General features: G+C 45.0%; 11 protein-coding genes and 1 other annotated feature. Of the genes, 9 read left to right on the top strand and 2 right to left on the bottom strand.

Features of this window, described 5'->3' with window-relative positions; genetic code table 11:
- Nucleotides 1-54: 54 nt before the first annotated feature.
- Nucleotides 55-274 (bottom strand) — a binding site (T-box leader).
- Nucleotides 275-537: 263 nt separating this feature from the next.
- From B9Z54_RS10810 to B9Z54_RS10780, 6 genes are all read left to right on the top strand, one after another.
- The gene (locus B9Z54_RS10810; protein ID WP_113928403.1) at nucleotides 538-3,477 is read left to right on the top strand and encodes a transglycosylase domain-containing protein; all 2,940 of its coding nucleotides are present in this window, start codon (nucleotides 538-540) and stop codon (nucleotides 3,475-3,477) included.
- A 1,547-nt stretch (nucleotides 3,478-5,024) separates the two neighbouring features.
- Nucleotides 5,025-6,095, top strand: a complete 1,071-nt coding sequence (locus tag B9Z54_RS10800) for an ABC transporter ATP-binding protein (RefSeq protein ID WP_113928401.1) — start codon at nucleotides 5,025-5,027, stop codon at nucleotides 6,093-6,095.
- 30 nt (nucleotides 6,096-6,125) lie between these two features.
- Nucleotides 6,126-7,016 carry a carbohydrate ABC transporter permease gene (locus B9Z54_RS10795; protein WP_113928400.1) on the top strand — a complete coding sequence of 297 codons (891 nt, stop codon included), beginning with the start codon at nucleotides 6,126-6,128 and terminating at the stop codon, nucleotides 7,014-7,016.
- An 18-nt stretch (nucleotides 7,017-7,034) separates the two neighbouring features.
- Nucleotides 7,035-7,859, top strand: coding sequence for a carbohydrate ABC transporter permease (locus B9Z54_RS10790; RefSeq protein WP_113928399.1), 825 nt, complete (start codon nucleotides 7,035-7,037; stop codon nucleotides 7,857-7,859).
- Between the two features lie 110 nt (nucleotides 7,860-7,969).
- The gene (locus B9Z54_RS10785) at nucleotides 7,970-9,322 is read left to right on the top strand and encodes an ABC transporter substrate-binding protein (protein ID WP_113928398.1); all 1,353 of its coding nucleotides are present in this window, start codon (nucleotides 7,970-7,972) and stop codon (nucleotides 9,320-9,322) included.
- A 163-nt stretch (nucleotides 9,323-9,485) separates the two neighbouring features.
- Nucleotides 9,486-10,883 carry an MBL fold metallo-hydrolase gene (locus tag B9Z54_RS10780; RefSeq protein WP_113928397.1) on the top strand — a complete coding sequence of 466 codons (1,398 nt, stop codon included), beginning with the start codon at nucleotides 9,486-9,488 and terminating at the stop codon, nucleotides 10,881-10,883.
- 1,001 nt (nucleotides 10,884-11,884) lie between these two features.
- On the opposite strand, the gene B9Z54_RS10775 is transcribed toward B9Z54_RS10780, so the two are convergent.
- The gene (locus B9Z54_RS10775; RefSeq protein WP_240189885.1) at nucleotides 11,885-12,787 is read right to left on the bottom strand and encodes a nuclease-related domain-containing protein; all 903 of its coding nucleotides are present in this window, start codon (nucleotides 12,785-12,787) and stop codon (nucleotides 11,885-11,887) included.
- Between the two features lie 155 nt (nucleotides 12,788-12,942).
- Nucleotides 12,943-13,803, bottom strand: a complete 861-nt coding sequence (locus B9Z54_RS10770; RefSeq protein ID WP_240189884.1) for an HAD family hydrolase — start codon at nucleotides 13,801-13,803, stop codon at nucleotides 12,943-12,945.
- An 85-nt stretch (nucleotides 13,804-13,888) separates the two neighbouring features.
- Between B9Z54_RS10770 and B9Z54_RS25265 the strand changes: the two genes are divergently transcribed.
- From B9Z54_RS25265 to B9Z54_RS10760, 3 genes are all read left to right on the top strand, one after another.
- The gene (locus B9Z54_RS25265) at nucleotides 13,889-14,122 is read left to right on the top strand and encodes a hypothetical protein (RefSeq protein WP_205207702.1); all 234 of its coding nucleotides are present in this window, start codon (nucleotides 13,889-13,891) and stop codon (nucleotides 14,120-14,122) included.
- Nucleotides 14,123-14,330: 208 nt separating this feature from the next.
- On the top strand, nucleotides 14,331-14,963 hold the full coding sequence (locus B9Z54_RS10765; protein WP_113928395.1) for an HNH endonuclease family protein: 633 nt from the start codon (nucleotides 14,331-14,333) through the stop codon (nucleotides 14,961-14,963).
- A gap of 78 nt (nucleotides 14,964-15,041) precedes the next feature.
- Nucleotides 15,042-15,284 (top strand): hypothetical protein, encoded by a 243-nt coding sequence (locus tag B9Z54_RS10760; protein WP_113928394.1) that lies wholly within the window; start codon nucleotides 15,042-15,044, stop codon nucleotides 15,282-15,284.
- Nucleotides 15,285-15,568 lie beyond the last annotated feature (284 nt).

Genomic DNA, 15,568 nt, shown 5'->3' with positions numbered 1-15,568 from the left:
CATATTTTTTCGCTTAGGGAGATATTTTCTCCACAAAAAAAACGCCTCTGCCAATGCAGGGACGTTTATCACGCGGTACCACCCAACTTAAGGACACAAGTATCCTTCACTCTACAGAATAACGGTTTTCCCGTTTGCCGCTAATCGACTTTTTTGTCTTTCACAGCAAAAGCTCGAGGAGGTAATTCATCACGTCATATATGTCAGTTTCCACCTGCCACTGACTCTCTGGGATAGGGATAACGGGACTACTTGTTCCTGTCTAAGCGATTTCATTATAATTTTTTCAGATACCCCATTTTTATCATAATCACATCCTCTTTGTCAATTTCCCTACTGAACTTCATCTCCAAAACAGCCAGCTTATTTATCAATACGGAAAAATCCACCAATTAAATTAAAAAGGGAAAATATACCACGTTTATTTCTACATTGATTTTTCACGGCTTGGCGGCTGCCTCCCTATAAATTCCTGATTAAGGTCTTTACATGGTCGAAATATGCTATAATATAGTTGATTTTAGGAGGAGTGAATATATGAAGGAAAAATTTCAATCTTTACTGCAGCGATCTCAACCTGTCATCAAGTTTTTTACTAACAATAGATTTTTAAAACGCGCCAGAATTACATATGGTGTTCTTTGGAATTTATTATTGATTTTTATTATTTTCGCCGTTCTTGGTACAGCATTCGCAGGCGGTGTCGGTGCTGGTTATTTTGCCTCTTTGGTAAAAGAAGAACCAATCCGCCCATACGACAACATGAAAAAAGATATCTATAACTACGAGGAAACTTCCCAGCTCTACTTTGCCAATGATGTGTATCTTGGAAAAATGAGGACCGACTTGGAACGGGAAGAAGTCAGCATAGATGAAGTTTCGGATCATCTGGTCAACGCATTGATCGCAACAGAGGACGAATACTTCCAAGAGCATAACGGGGTGGTCCCGAAAGCAATCCTCCGGGCAATCGTGCAGGAGTTCACTAATTCCGCTTCTCAAACTGGTGGAAGCACCCTTACACAGCAGCTGATCAAGAATCAAATCCTTACAAATGAAGTTTCTTTTGACCGTAAAGCAAAAGAAATCCTTTTAGCGATGAGGCTGGAGCGATTCTTTGAAAAAGAGGAAATCCTTGAAGCCTATTTAAATGTGGCAACATTGGGGCGGAACTCATCAGGCAGAAATATTGCCGGCGTTAAATCTGCCGCAAAAGGGATTTTCGGAGTTGAACCTAAAGACTTGTCGCTTCCTCAGGCGGCATTCATTGCGGGCCTTCCGCAAGCACCCTTCTCCTATACTCCTTTCACTAATGGCGGAGAAGTCAAAGAAAACCTGGAACCTGGAATTGCAAGGATGCAGACGGTGCTGTACCGGATGTTTGAAGAAGGGTATATTACGGAGGAAGAATATGATACAGCCTCCAGCCACGACATTGCCAAAGACTTCATCGGTCCTTTGCCTTCTGTTAATGACGATTATCCATGGCTGACCGCCGAGCTTGAAAGCCGCGCAAAGGATATCATCTCAGTCACTTTAGCTGAGCAGGATGGCTATTCACAGGATGATCTGGATAATAATGATGAGATTTATGAAAAATACATGACCCTTGCCGACCGTGAAATGAGGCAGCGTGGGTACCAGATCCACTCTACAATCGATAAAGAAATTTATGACAGCATGCAAAAAACGAAAGATGCTTATGAAATGTACGGACAAGAACTTACAAGGACGAAGATCGATCCTGAAACAGGGGAAGAAATTGAAGTTCCGAATCCCGTTCAGGTCGGCGGCATCATGATTGAAAACAAAACAGGAAGAATCATCAGTTTTGTCGGCGGAAGGGACTTTGATCTCGAGCAGTCGAACCATGCTACCAAAACCATCCGTCAGAATGGTTCAACCATGAAGCCGCTGCTTGTATACGCGCCGGCTTTGGAATTCGGCGAAATTGGACCGGGTTCACCTGTACCAGATGTTGATATGACTATCATGGCTGGAAACGGGGTTCCTTGGAATCCGCAGAACTATTCCTTTGATTATAATGGGTTAATTCCTGCCAGATATGCATTGGCAGAATCCTTGAATATACCGGCTGCTCGTTTGTATACAAAAATATTCGATAAGCAGCCGATACAATTCCTGGAAAAAATGGGTTTCTCCACCATTACCAGCAGAGAGAAAGAGAACTACTCCCTTTCACTTGGCGGCATGGAACGCGGAGTTACCCTTGAAGAAAATACTAATGCCTATACAACTTTTGCTAATGGCGGAAAATTCGTCGATGCGTATATGATTGATAAAATTCTGGATAAGGATGGAAACACCATTTATCAACATGAAGTTGAATCAGTTGATGTTTTCAGTCCTGAAACAGCTTACATGACCATCGATATGATGCGTGATACCTTTGACCACTACGCCGGAACGGGACGTTATGCTAAAACCTTCCTTAACTTCTCATCCGACTGGGCAGGGAAATCAGGAACGACACAGGACTACAAAGATCACTGGTTCATTGCATCCAACCCAAACATCACGTTCGGAACATGGCTGGGTTATGATGATCCGCAATCAATGTTCAGAGCCATGGAAACTTATGGACACTATGGTTTGAGAAACATACGATTATGGTCTTACCTGTTGAATGACGTACGAGACCTAGCACCTGATTTGATTGACCCTGAAGGTTCATTCCAAGCACCGGAAGGCGTCATAACCAGATCCTTCTGCGGCATCTCCGGGCTTCTTCCATCCGATGCATGCAGCCAGGCCGGGCTTGTGAAGAGCGACCTGTTCAATGCTCAGTTTGCACCGAGCAAGACAGATGACAGCCTACTGAAAAGCCGCTACGTGATGGCTAACGGCAAGAAGTATCTGGCACTCGATTCCACTCCGGAAGAGTTTTCACAACCAGGTGTCATCTTGAATCCTGACTTTGTAGAAAGCATCCTGAATGGTATCAACGCAGATCCGCGGCAATTGATTCCAGCGGATGATGAAAAATACAAGAACATTCTCGTAGCAGAAAACAAGATAGAAGATGACGGAGCCGCTCCTGGAACAGTTAACGCCACTGCTTCCGGAAACAAAATAACCTGGACAGCTTCAGCAAGCAGCGACGTTGTCGGCTATAGAGTCTTTACCGTCAGCGGACAAAAAGTAGCAAGTGTTAAATCTGATTCCGATCTAGTCTCATCTGTCGGCAATGGAGAGTATTACGTCGTTGCAGTAGATGTTGCCGGAAAACAATCAGGCAAATCAAATACAGTAAGAATCGGGAAAGAAAAAGAAGAACCAAAACCTCCAAAAGATGAAAAGCCAAAACCGGAAAAACCTGAGGAGCCTAACCCAGACACTGGCAATACGGATGGTGATTCAGGCCAAGAGGGCGGAGGCTCAGACTCTGAGGGTGGAGGCAGCGATTCTGATTCAGGAGCTGAATCAGGAGGAAACGAAGACAGCAGCCAAGGATAAAGAATAACAAAAAGCCGGATCCGCAGTAATGTCGGATCCGGCTTTTTTATATTTTAGCGCGTTACCGTGCGAAAAGGGACTTTCCCTTTTCACGCATTAACGTGTTAAAGTCGCTGAAGTATATGAAACCTTCCAAAGGTATCATTCTCAATAGGTTGTTAGGACTGGTCATACACCTCTCCTCCAATCCTCTTGCTCGTGTGTCCTCCTTACACTTCTGGATACATATCTCTGCCTCAAATCTCCATCTCATGTATCCACCTCACCCTTCTGGATACACATCTCTGCCTCAAACCTCCAACTCATGTATCCACTCCACACTTATGGATACACATCTCCACCTCAAACCTTCAACTCATGTATCCACCTCGCCCTTCTGGATACACATCTCTGCCTCAAACCTTCAACTCATGTATCCACCTCGCCCTTCTGGATACATATCTCTGCCTCAAACCTCCAACTCATGTATCCACCTCACCCTTATGGATCCACATCTCCGCCTCAAACCTCCTACTCATGTACCCACCTCACCCTTGTGGATACATATCTCTGCCTCCAACCTTCATCTCATGTACCCATCTCGCCCTTCTGGATACACATCTCTGCCTCAAACCTCCTACTCATGTATCCACCTCACCATTCTGGATACATATCTCTGCCTCCAACCTTCATCTCATGTACCCATCTCGCCCTTCTGGATACATATCTCTGCCTCAAACCTCCATCTCATGTATCCACTTCACACCTCTGGATACACATCTCTGCCTCAAACCTCCATCTCATGTACCCACCTCACCCTTCTGGATACATATCTCTGCCTCAAACCTCCATCTCATGTATCCACYTCGACACTTCTGGATACACATCTCCACCTCAAAACCACAACTCATGTACCCACCCGACGCTTCTGGATACACATCTCCACCTCAAAACCACAACTCATGTACCCACATCGCTCTCCTAGATACACATCTCCACCTCAAAACCACAACTCATGTACCCACCCCATGCTCCTGGGTACATATCTCCCCTCAAATATAACAACTCGTGTATCCACCCAACGCTTCTGGATACACATCTCAGCCCAAAATCCTCAACTCATGTATCCACCCCACGCTTCTGGGTACATATCTCCCCTCAAAAACCACAACTCATGTATCCACCCCACGCTTCTGGGTACATATCTCCCCTCAAATACAACAACTCATGTATCCACCTCACCCTTCTGGATACACATCTCCACCTCAAAACCACAACTCATGTATCCACCCCACGCTTCTGAAAACACATCTCCACCTCAAAACCACAACTCATGTACCCTCACCGCTCTCCTAGGTAAACGTTTCAGCCCAAAGCTATCATCAAATCATGTACCCACACAGCACTCATGAGAGAGAGAGAGCTCCCCCATCCCCAAAATCACCACTTCCAAAACTAAATTCCCAAACAATTAACATATTCTTTACAATATTCTCATTCTTCTATATCAAACCACTAGTAAAATATGACCTGTTGACTTTAAACAACAGAGTTTAGGGGGTTTCACCTTGAAAATCGACTTAAAGAATATTTCAATGAAGTTTGATGATGTAACGGCAGTAGATAACTTAAATGTAACCATAAATGAAGGTGAACTTGTCTCTCTCCTTGGTCCAAGCGGATGCGGCAAGAGTACGACTTTGTTCATGCTTGCCGGCCTTTATAAGCCTACCTCCGGCGAGATGCTTTTCGGGGACAAGCTTGTCAATAAGGTAGAGCCGGAAAACAGGGAAATCGGGATGGTGTTTCAAAACTACGCCCTTTATCCCCACATGACCGTATTGAAAAATATTATGTTTCCTTTAAAAATGGCCAAAGTCCCGAAGAAAGAAGCGGAAGAAAGAGCCAAAAAGATGGCCGCGCTTGTTCATATCGACCATCTGATCGACCGCAAACCTGGACAACTTTCAGGCGGACAGCAGCAGCGGGTCGCCATCGCCAGGGCACTTGTCAAACAGCCAAAGCTGCTTTTGCTTGATGAGCCGCTATCCAACCTGGACGCCAGGCTTCGTCTAGAAATGCGCGAAGAAATCAGGCGGATTCAACAGGAAGTCGGCATCACGACGATCTTTGTCACCCATGATCAGGAAGAGGCAATGAGTATCTCTGATAAAGTACTTCTCATGAAAGACGGGAAAAACCAGCAGTTCAGCCCTCCTCAGGAAATGTACGATCACCCGGTGAATATTTTTGTGGGTCAATTCATGGGGAGCCCGCCGATTAATATGATCCCGGTAACAGCAGATAAAGAGACTGGGAGAATTGTACTGAAGGGAACGCAAGAAACACTGAGCCTGCCTGCTCAAGTCCAGCCGGCTGCTATCAATGGCAATGATTTGGTTCTCGGTGTCAGACCTGAGGACTTCCATATTGCAGAGGGTAATCAGGAAGGAATCACGGCAAGAGTGGACCTCGTGGAAAGAATCGGGCGGGATACCCTTTTGAGCGCCACAGTCGGGGACAAGCAGATCCGGGCCCTGGTACAGCCAGATTTCCAAGGAAAGAAAGACGATGCCGTCAAACTCGGCATCCGCAATCATCAATTTCATTTATTCGATTCAGAAACAGAAAAAATTTAATAGAACTAAAACGATAGAGGAGGGGTCACGGTGGATCCAAAACCAACTTTGCTTGCTACCCTGAAAGCCCTTCTATATCTGCTTCCTGCACTCATCATTCTGGGGGTTTTCAATATTTATCCGATCATCAAGTCCTTCTTGATGAGCTTTTACACCGATTACGATTATTTTAATGACATCGTCAATGAGTACGGATTTGATAATTTTACCTATATATTTTCGGATCCTGAATTTTGGCAGTCGATGAAGAACACGATCATTTTCGTGGTCGGTGTTGTGCCTTTATCGATTATTATATCGCTTGGGATCGCTATTCTATTAAACTCCAAGATTAAGTTCAAAGGGCTTTTCCGCACCATTTATTTCATTCCCTTTGTCACTTCTGTCGTCGCGGTTTCGATTGTCTGGAGATGGATTTTCCACACAAACTATGGAATCCTGAACTTCTTTCTTGGGTGGTTTGGCATTTCACCTATAGAATGGCTGACTGATCCGAAATGGGCCATGCCGGCTCTGATTATCCTGAGTATCTGGAAAGGGATCGGCTACAATATCGTCATTTTCCTGGCAGGCCTGCAAACCATTAATCAGCAGTACTACTTGGCAGCAAGGATTGATGGGGCCTCACCCTGGAACAGATTTCTCGCTATCACAGTGCCATTGCTTTCACCTACGACCTTTTTCATTTCAATCGTGTCCATCATCAACTCTTTCAAAGTGTTCGATGAAGTCTTTGCTTTATTCGACGGCAAACCAGGTCCTGCCTACAGTGCCCAGACCGTTGTATACTACATTTTTGAAAAATTTTATAACGAGTGGGAATTCGGAATTGCATCTGCTGCCGCTTATGTCCTGTTCCTCGTGATTTTCATCTTCACGCTGGTCCAACTCTACATCGGAAAGCGTAAGGTCACCTACTAGAGAAAGGAGGAGTACTCATTGCAAAGAGATGCCTTATCTAAAACATTCATCTATTTCACGCTCATTTTGGGGAGCCTGCTCATGCTGCTTCCATTCATCTGGATGATCAGCACATCTTTGAAATCTCCGGGTGAAGTCATGACGATGCCGCCAGTATGGATTCCCGGTGAGTTCAAATGGGAAAATTATGCTGCTGCCTGGGCAATGGCTCCTTTCGCCCAATATACCGTGAACAGCATAATCGTCACTATCCTTACCACAATCGGTGAACTGATTACGACGATTCTCGCTGCCTATGCATTTTCACGAATCAACTTTTATGGCAGGGACATTGTGTTCGCTGTACTGCTCGGGACTATGATGGTGCCAGGCGAGGTCCTATTGATCCCGAACTTTGTGACACTCTCCAACCTGGGCTGGATCGACCAATATGAAGCTCTCATCGTCCCTTGGCTTGCCAGCATTTTTGCCATCTTCTTGCTGCGACAATTCTTCCTCGGCATTCCGAAAGAATTGTCCTATGCTGCCAAGATCGACGGCTGCAGTAATTTCCGCTTCTTGTGGATGATCATGGTGCCTCTGGCCAAACCGGCACTGATTACGATCGCCTTGCTAAAAGCCATCGGAAGCTGGAACGCATTCCTCTGGCCGCTGATCGTCACTCAATCCAAGGAAATGAGGACACTGCCTGTAGGCCTGACCTCATTCAGCACAGAAGCCGGCACTGTTTATGAACTGCTGATGGCCGCATCCACGATGATCATCCTGCCGATGATTGTGCTTTACCTGATTTTACAGAAGTACATTATCGAAGGTGTCGCCAGATCTGGAATTAAAGGATAACGAAGAATCTTGTCTTTAAGGAGGTGGTCCAACTCATAAGCTGTTTTGCAAGACTGATTCTTGGCACTAATGATTTTCAAAAATAATATAATTTTTCAGGAGGGTTTTACATGAAGAAGTTTTTATTATTGATGCTGGCCTTAGTATTCTCGGTTGTTTTAGCTGCCTGCGGAAACAACAGTGAAAATGCTGCCACTGAAGCAGATACAAAGGATGTTGAGGAAGCCACAGCCGGCGAAGCTACGGAAGGAATCACAACTGAAATCACTTCACCTGTAGAAATCGACTTCTGGCACGCAATGAGCGGCGACCATGAAGCTGCATTAACGGAAATCACTGACAATTTCAATGACTCCCAAGAAAACATTACAGTAAATTTAGTAAACCAAGGAAGCTATGATGACCTTTCTCAAAAAATCATGGCTGCTGCAAAAGCAAAGAACCTTCCTGCAATGTCTCAAGCTTATGAAGACTGGATCACAGAGTATCTTGAAAACGACCTGGTTGCAGACTTGACTCCATATGTAACCGACGCAAAGTATGGCATGGATGACGAAGAACTAAATGATATCGTTGAAATTTTCCGCGAATCCAATACGTGGGATGGAAAATACTACGGCATGCCTTTCAACAAAAGTACACGTATCATGTTCTACAACACTGACTACTTTGAAGAAGCTGGCTTAGAAGCTCCAACAACTTGGGAAGAACTTCGCGCTGCAGCTGAAAAATTAACAATGGACAAAGACGGCAAGAAAGTTGTCGGACTAGGTTTGGAAAACTCCGTAACCCTTGAATTCAATCAATGGGTAGAGCAAGCTGGCGGAGACTTCATTGACGAAGAAAGCGGCGAATTCAAAATGAATTCAGCAGAAGGTAAAGAAGCGCTTGATTTTGTAAATGGCATGATTCAAGATGGCGTTGCCCGTACAGCTGGTGAAGATGGTTACATGTCAGGTCCTTTCACAAATGGTGATGTGGCAATCTATATCGGTTCCTCTGCAGGTATCCCTTATGTTGCCGGTCCTGCTGAAGAAAATGGTTTGAACTGGTCTGCCGCGGTCCTTCCTGCAGGTAAAGAAGCAGCGACTCCATTCGCAGGCACAAACGTTTCTGTCTTTAACTCTGCTTCTGATGAAGAAAAATTGGCTGCTTGGGAATTCTCTAAATTCCTGATCAACACTGAAAACACTGCATTCTGGGCTTCTAAAACAGGTTACCTTCCTGTCCGCTACTCTGCGCTTGAGAGCGATGAGTGGGTAAAATATAAAGAAGAAAATCCTGTATATGGTGTAGGCGAACAGCAATTCGACGCTGGATTCTATGATCCTCGTATTGTTGGTGCTTACGCTTTGAAAAATGCTGTTGCCAAAGAACTTGATAAAGTCCTTCTTGGCGAAATGACAGTAGAAGAAGGCTTGGAAGCTGCTGAAAAAGCTGCAAACGCCGAGCTTGGAAACTAATTAATTTAGAAGGAGCCCCTTTAAACGGGCTCTTTCTTCTTTGGTTTTTCGCAAGTATATTCACCAGCAAATAGCTGCTCATCCCCTAAAAACCTAAGCATCCATGGAGATCAAAATCTCGAAGGAAATAACCTTCTTTTAAAGCGAAAAGGAGAGATTGACAATGAGCAAAACAACTTTGACATTTTACGGTGGACTCCGTACCATTGGCGGCACCGTCATCGCCTTACAGTATGAAGATTCCAGGGTAATATTTGATTTCGGACTCACCTACAACCCAGCTGCCAATATTTTCGACGGCATGGTTAAGCTGAGAAACTCCGCAATGGTAAGGGACTACCTGAAACTTGGCTTAATTCCAGAAGTAAACGGCCTGTACAGCAGGGAAGATCTGCCTGCCAGCAGTCCCCTCCTCCCTGCCCAGGAGTACACAGGTGAAACAGCCGTCCTTATCTCGCATCTTCACTTGGACCATATGGGCGCCATGGGCTTCATCGATCCTTCAGTGCCAGTATTCATGACAACCGACTCCCATCGATTGTATCAAGCACTGGAAACAACCGGAGAAGGCGTCGCCGGAAGCCGCTCTTATAGCACCTGTGATTTTGGCCAGCCTTTCTCCATAGGTAAAATCAAAGTGACTCCGCTTAAGCTTGATCACGATATTATCGGTGCCTGTGCATTCCATATCGAAACACCGGACGGAGCCATTATTTACACCGGAGATCTTCGATTGCACGGAAAGAATCCTCAGTACATAGATTCTTTTATCCAGGAAGCGAAGAAACTGGGATATACCGCTGTTCTAATGGAAGGGACGAGCCTGAGAAACGAAGAGGAGCTTCCGGAAAACCTTATTTCTCCCGATCGCAGCCTGCCAGCCGACTTACTTACGGAAACCGACATCCACAGCAGGATCTCAGATATTTTAAAAGCAACCAGCGGAATCGCCCTGTTCAATATTTATCACCGTAACATTGACCGTATCAACGGAATTCTCCAAGCCGGCAAGAGCGCGGGGCGGAAGGTGATCCTTGAAGCGGCTACTGCAAAAATTGCCAATACACTTGGCGACAATCAGGAATTTTTCATATATGAATCCGAGGACATCAGAACAGCCAAAGAATCTGGCAACCTGCCCGAATGGCTTAAGGCTTTATTGAGTGACTATCCATCTCTATCCTTTAAGGATATCAATGAAAACCCTGGCGGTTACCTGCTGCAGAATTCGTACGACCAATCCCTGGAGCTGTTCGATTTGAACACAGAAGAAGGAATGTATCTCCACTCTAATGGCGTGCCGCTAGGAAGCTTTGATCCAGCTTACGAAAACTTAAACCGGATTTTATCCTCCATCAGTTTGGAAAGAGTGGAAATCGGCACCAGCGGACATGCCACTCCTCAGCACCTAAAGTACATTGTCGATGAACTCGATCCGGCAATCTTAATCCCGCTTCACAGCTTCCACCCGGAAAGACTTCAGCCCAAGACCGGCCGGCAATTGCTGCCGAGCTATGGAAAAACTTATATTCTTTCTGGTGGGGATGTATCGGAAGGATAATGATGTGCTGGTGCGACGAGAATTCCTTGTGGTACCTCAAGCCAAAGTTACAGAAAAGAGACATGCCGTGGCATGTCTCTTTTTTCTTTAGAAATTTCATGGTGAAGGTGGATAGAGTCTACTGGATACACATCTCCGACGAAAAAACTCCACTCATGTATCCACACCGCGCTTCTGGGTACATATCTCCTCGCGAATCTACCAACTCATGTATCCACACCTCGCTCCTGGATACATATCTCCGCTTGGAAACCTCAACTCATGTATCCACCCGACGCTTCTGGATACATATCTTCGCCCAAATCTATCGACTCATGTATCCACCCGACACTTCTGGATACACATCTCAGACCAAAATCCACAACTCATGTACCCACCCCACGCTCCTGGATACACGTCTCCTCCCAAATCTATCAATTCATGTATCCACCCGACGCTTCTGGATACATATCTTCGCCCAAATCTATCGACTCATGTATCCACCTCACGCTCTTTGGTACATAACTCCTCTCAAATCTTTCAACTCATGTATCCACCCGACGCTTTTGGGTACATATCTCCACCTCAAAACCACAACTCATGTATCCACCCGACGCTTCTGGATACACATCTCAGCCCAAAATTCACAACTCATGTATCCACCCGACACTCCTGGGTACATATCTCTACTCAAATCTAACAACTCATGTATCCACCCGACACTTCTGGATACACATCTCCACCTCAAAACCACAACTCATGTATCCACCTCGCGCTCCTGGATACACATCTACACTCAAATCTAACAACTCATGTATCCACCCAACGCTTCTAGGTACACATCTCTACCCAAAATTCACAACTCATGTACCCACCCGACGCTCCTGGATACACATCTCAGCCCAAAATCCACAACTCATGTATCCACCTCACACTCCCGAATACACATCCCCACAACAAAACCTCCACTCATGTTTCCAACCGCTGCAATCTATCAGAAGCCACCCTTGCCTCCAAACTACCTAAAAATAAGAACTCACCCCATGCCCCTGCTGTTGGCAGTTACCCTTTAACACCTTTCGGATCGTTCGTTTGTCTTTAAAAACTCCACACCAATCAAATAGTCTATTAGTAGTTAATTTTTCAGAAGGAAACAGCAGTTGAAACTCTGCCATACTTCTCAAAACAGCTTGCTCCGTTCTTTCTTGCAGTTGGCATGATTCACAATAAAAGGATGTATATTTTGGAGGGCTGTACAACTTGAGGCATCGGGGACAGGCAATTCCCTTTTGAAGGGTTTGATAATCGTAGTGCGGGAGGTTGGAATAAGTAGATTCATTGATATGAAGCGAAAGAAGGGTTTGTGCTAACTTCATGTCGGATGGGGTAATTTTTACCGGTTCATTGTTGAGCTTTTCTATAAAGCGGTTAAGCTGAGTGGGGTATACAATGGGAAGGCTTGACGGGATGTCGTATAGGTGAAATTCGGGATTTACGAAAATGAGATGGGATTCTACGGTATGGCGGAAGCCTTTGTCGCGGAGTAATTGAGTCAGCAGCGCATCTGTTCGCTGAACTTGCAGGAGTGGATTTTTCACTATGATATTGTTCGGGGAAAACCACTTGTTCTCTTTTATAATATAGTCTCCTTCAAAGTTTTTGACTTCAAAAGTATGAAGCTTGTTCGAAGCAATGGCCATGGAGTCAATTTGACACTCGTTATTATTTTGCTTCAACGTTACATCGTTTAAGAATACCATTTTTTCTCTGAGAGGTTCGGTCAGCTTATCAAACGCCAGCTCTCCTTCGAATCCTTTTTCCTTGTAATCAAGGTAATTCTTCTCTTCATTTGTAAAATGCAGCCTTGGTTTCAACCCTCTTAGCATCACTAATTCTTGAGATGGTTCTCGATCTTTGATTAACAAATACATCACTCCTTTATAGGTTAATCCAATTTTACCCATATTCCTTGTGGGAGTCTACTCATTTCCCTTATAATTTTGCGTTCTTTCTATTAATAAAGTAAAAAGAATGGATTTTCCACTCAGACGCTAAACTGTGTAGAAAATCCACTCTGTCATTATTTCACCATCGTTTTTCCAAGGACTAACTCAGCCAGAATCGGGACGACCCCTTCAATATTGCGGACGATATAATCTGCATCGCCATGTTCTCCAATCACATGGGGATCAATCAGGATTGTAGAGCACCCCAGCTCTTTTGCCGGCTGAATTTCATTAATCAAATTATCGCCGACACTCAGCATCTCATTGTACTCAATACCTGTTTTTTCCCTGATCAGTGCGAATCTTTCCTTTGTTTTTAAAGGCTTATTGCCATTAAAAATCTTTACGTGGAATGAATCTTTCAGTCCCAGCTTCTCTAAAATGATTTCACTGTCTTCTTCCGGGCTGTTAGTAAGGAGAACGACCTGCACACCCTCTTTTACCTCCTCCAGAATTTCATTGAAAGCCTGAATCGTGTTCATCTGAAAATCCGGTGTGGTCATGAAGGTCCTGGTTTCCCTAAATGCCTCCGCAGAGTCACTGCTTGTGAGGCCGTAATGCCGGCCGATGGAATTCGGTACCCACCATAAATCACCGACATTAAACATGGTATCCATATCAAACAACAGCTTTTCTCGATATAAGTCCCTTACCCCCTCCTCATCCAGCTTCTCGCCGTCCCAGGTGAAAGCCTCGGACACACTGCCGTTCTTATGTATCAAAATCAAATCCCGGGAAACATCATAAATCCGGCCGATCCGGAGAGGATGTACTCCCTTTATGATTTTCTGATAATCATCTTCAAAACTTCCTTGATGCTCTGCCGCCGTCCGCGCTTTAAGACGCTCCGCATAGAAATCAAAATGGTGTGTATCCTCATACAGTGTGCCGTCCAAGTCAAATACAACGGCCTTGATTGCTCTCTCTTCTGCCAACATATGTCACCTTCTATTTTCATAATCTTCCTGTCTATGATACTAAAGGAAGATTAAGGAAAGGTTAAGGTCTGGCTAATCTTTTATGACAAAACCAGCCGCCTGGAAACGAAAAGTGTTGTTAAGTTTAAGTAAACCACACCCATATGCCCGACGTCCTAATGAACCAGGCAGAAGTGCACAACAAAGTTATCAACCTTCGCACCTCCAGACTGCCATTCTATTCAACTCTGGAAAATTCAAGAGCCCGATGAATCATTATAAGTCATCAATCTTGATCAGGGCGCGGTTTATCCAACTTGGCGCCACCCTTAAATAACAGCTTATTTACAAACTATTAACTTGTTAAAAAATTCTACAGTGTACTATGATTTCCAGTAGAGAGGCGCACTCGCAAACTATTAATCACCCCTCAGAAATGTCTCAGCCGTCAAAGCGGCAACCACCTTACCCGGTATTAACATCTTTTCATTGTAAAAATGAACAGAGATGCTGATATATAAAATTACATAACAGGAGGCATTTCCATGTTGAAGAAATCGATGATGTTTGTTTTTGCTTTGCTGATCTCGTTTGCCGCTTTACAATTTGACCTGCAGTCCGCTTCTGCATTTCTACCGGGCACACCAACCAAGTCAGCCGCTCAATCTCAGCTGAACTCATTAACAGTAAAATCCGAAAGCTCCATGTCCGGTTACTCGCGCGAAAAGTTTCCCCATTGGATTGGTCAGGGCAGCGGCTGCGATACCCGCCAGTTAGTCCTGCAGCGTGACGCTGATTACTACAGCGAAGACTGTCCTGTAACATCCGGTAAATGGTACAGCTACTACGATGGAGTGACTGTATATTCTCCATCTGAACTCGACATTGATCACATGGTACCATTAGCTGAAGCGTGGCGGTCCGGAGCCAGCAGCTGGTCAACGGAAAAACGTGAAGATTTCGCCAACGACCTCAGCGGCCCGCACCTGATCGCGGTCACCGCCAGCTCCAACCGTTCCAAGGGTGACCAGGATCCTTCAACATGGCAGCCAACCCGCTACAGTGCCCACTGCGGATACGCGAAGTGGTGGATCAACACAAAGCATGAATGGAACCTGAGCCTCCAATCGTCTGAAAAATCGGCACTGCAAACAATGCTGAACACCTGCCATTACTAAGCTATCGTAATTACATCAGGGCTGCCTTTACTACCGGCAACCCTGATGTATAATCAAATCCCAAAGGGGGTTAGTTTTATGGATAAAAAATCTTCAACCTTTACCGCGACACATGGAGTCATGACCTCTGAAGTCGGCGTCATCAGCGGGGAACTTCAACTGAGAACCACCTGTGATGATAATGGGGTTCTCACACTCGAAATCACTTATGTTGGTGCTGAGGAGTGGTATACATTGCCGGGCGATAACTACCAGCTCCATGACCCGCGTGACCATGAAGTCATCCACCTTATGCTCGCTAAGGTGCTGGAGCGTCCTTAATAAGGGTGTGATTACAGGATGGACGTTATCTAACAAGAACTAATCACCGGCATACTAATTTTGTATGTCGGTTCGAGTTCAGAGTGAGCAGTGTTTTTTTCGCCTGCCAAACACTGCTCATATATACACTCATCAGCCATGCGTCGAAACTCTCCCACCGCCGTTAAGAAACTAAATATAGAAAGGGAGATCATTCCTAGTAAGCTGTAACTAACTATTTTACAGTGGAGCTTTCAACTTCAGCTTATATTTACATCCGGCTATCCTGATCATTTCTCTGGCTA

The sequence above is a fragment of the Bacillus sp. P14.5 genome (assembly GCF_003316765.1).
In the GTDB taxonomy this organism is placed as follows: domain Bacteria; phylum Bacillota; class Bacilli; order Bacillales; family Bacillaceae_B; genus Rossellomorea.
The sequence above is the reverse complement of the archived record's forward strand: the minus strand, read 5'-3'. Positions and strand labels throughout refer to the sequence as shown.

What these genes read in the sequence shown, in the direction of transcription:
- B9Z54_RS10780 (WP_113928397.1), top strand. Translation starts at nt 9,486, where the DNA reads ATGAGCAAAACAACTTTGACATTTTACGGTGGACTCCGTACCATTGGC.
- B9Z54_RS25265 (WP_205207702.1), top strand. Translation starts at nt 13,889, where the DNA reads ATGACAAAACCAGCCGCCTGGAAACGAAAAGTGTTGTTAAGTTTAAGT.
- B9Z54_RS10765 (WP_113928395.1), top strand. Translation starts at nt 14,331, where the DNA reads ATGTTGAAGAAATCGATGATGTTTGTTTTTGCTTTGCTGATCTCGTTT.
- B9Z54_RS10760 (WP_113928394.1), top strand. Translation starts at nt 15,042, where the DNA reads ATGGATAAAAAATCTTCAACCTTTACCGCGACACATGGAGTCATGACC.
- B9Z54_RS10785 (WP_113928398.1), top strand. Translation starts at nt 7,970, where the DNA reads ATGAAGAAGTTTTTATTATTGATGCTGGCCTTAGTATTCTCGGTTGTT.
- B9Z54_RS10810 (WP_113928403.1), top strand. Translation starts at nt 538, where the DNA reads ATGAAGGAAAAATTTCAATCTTTACTGCAGCGATCTCAACCTGTCATC.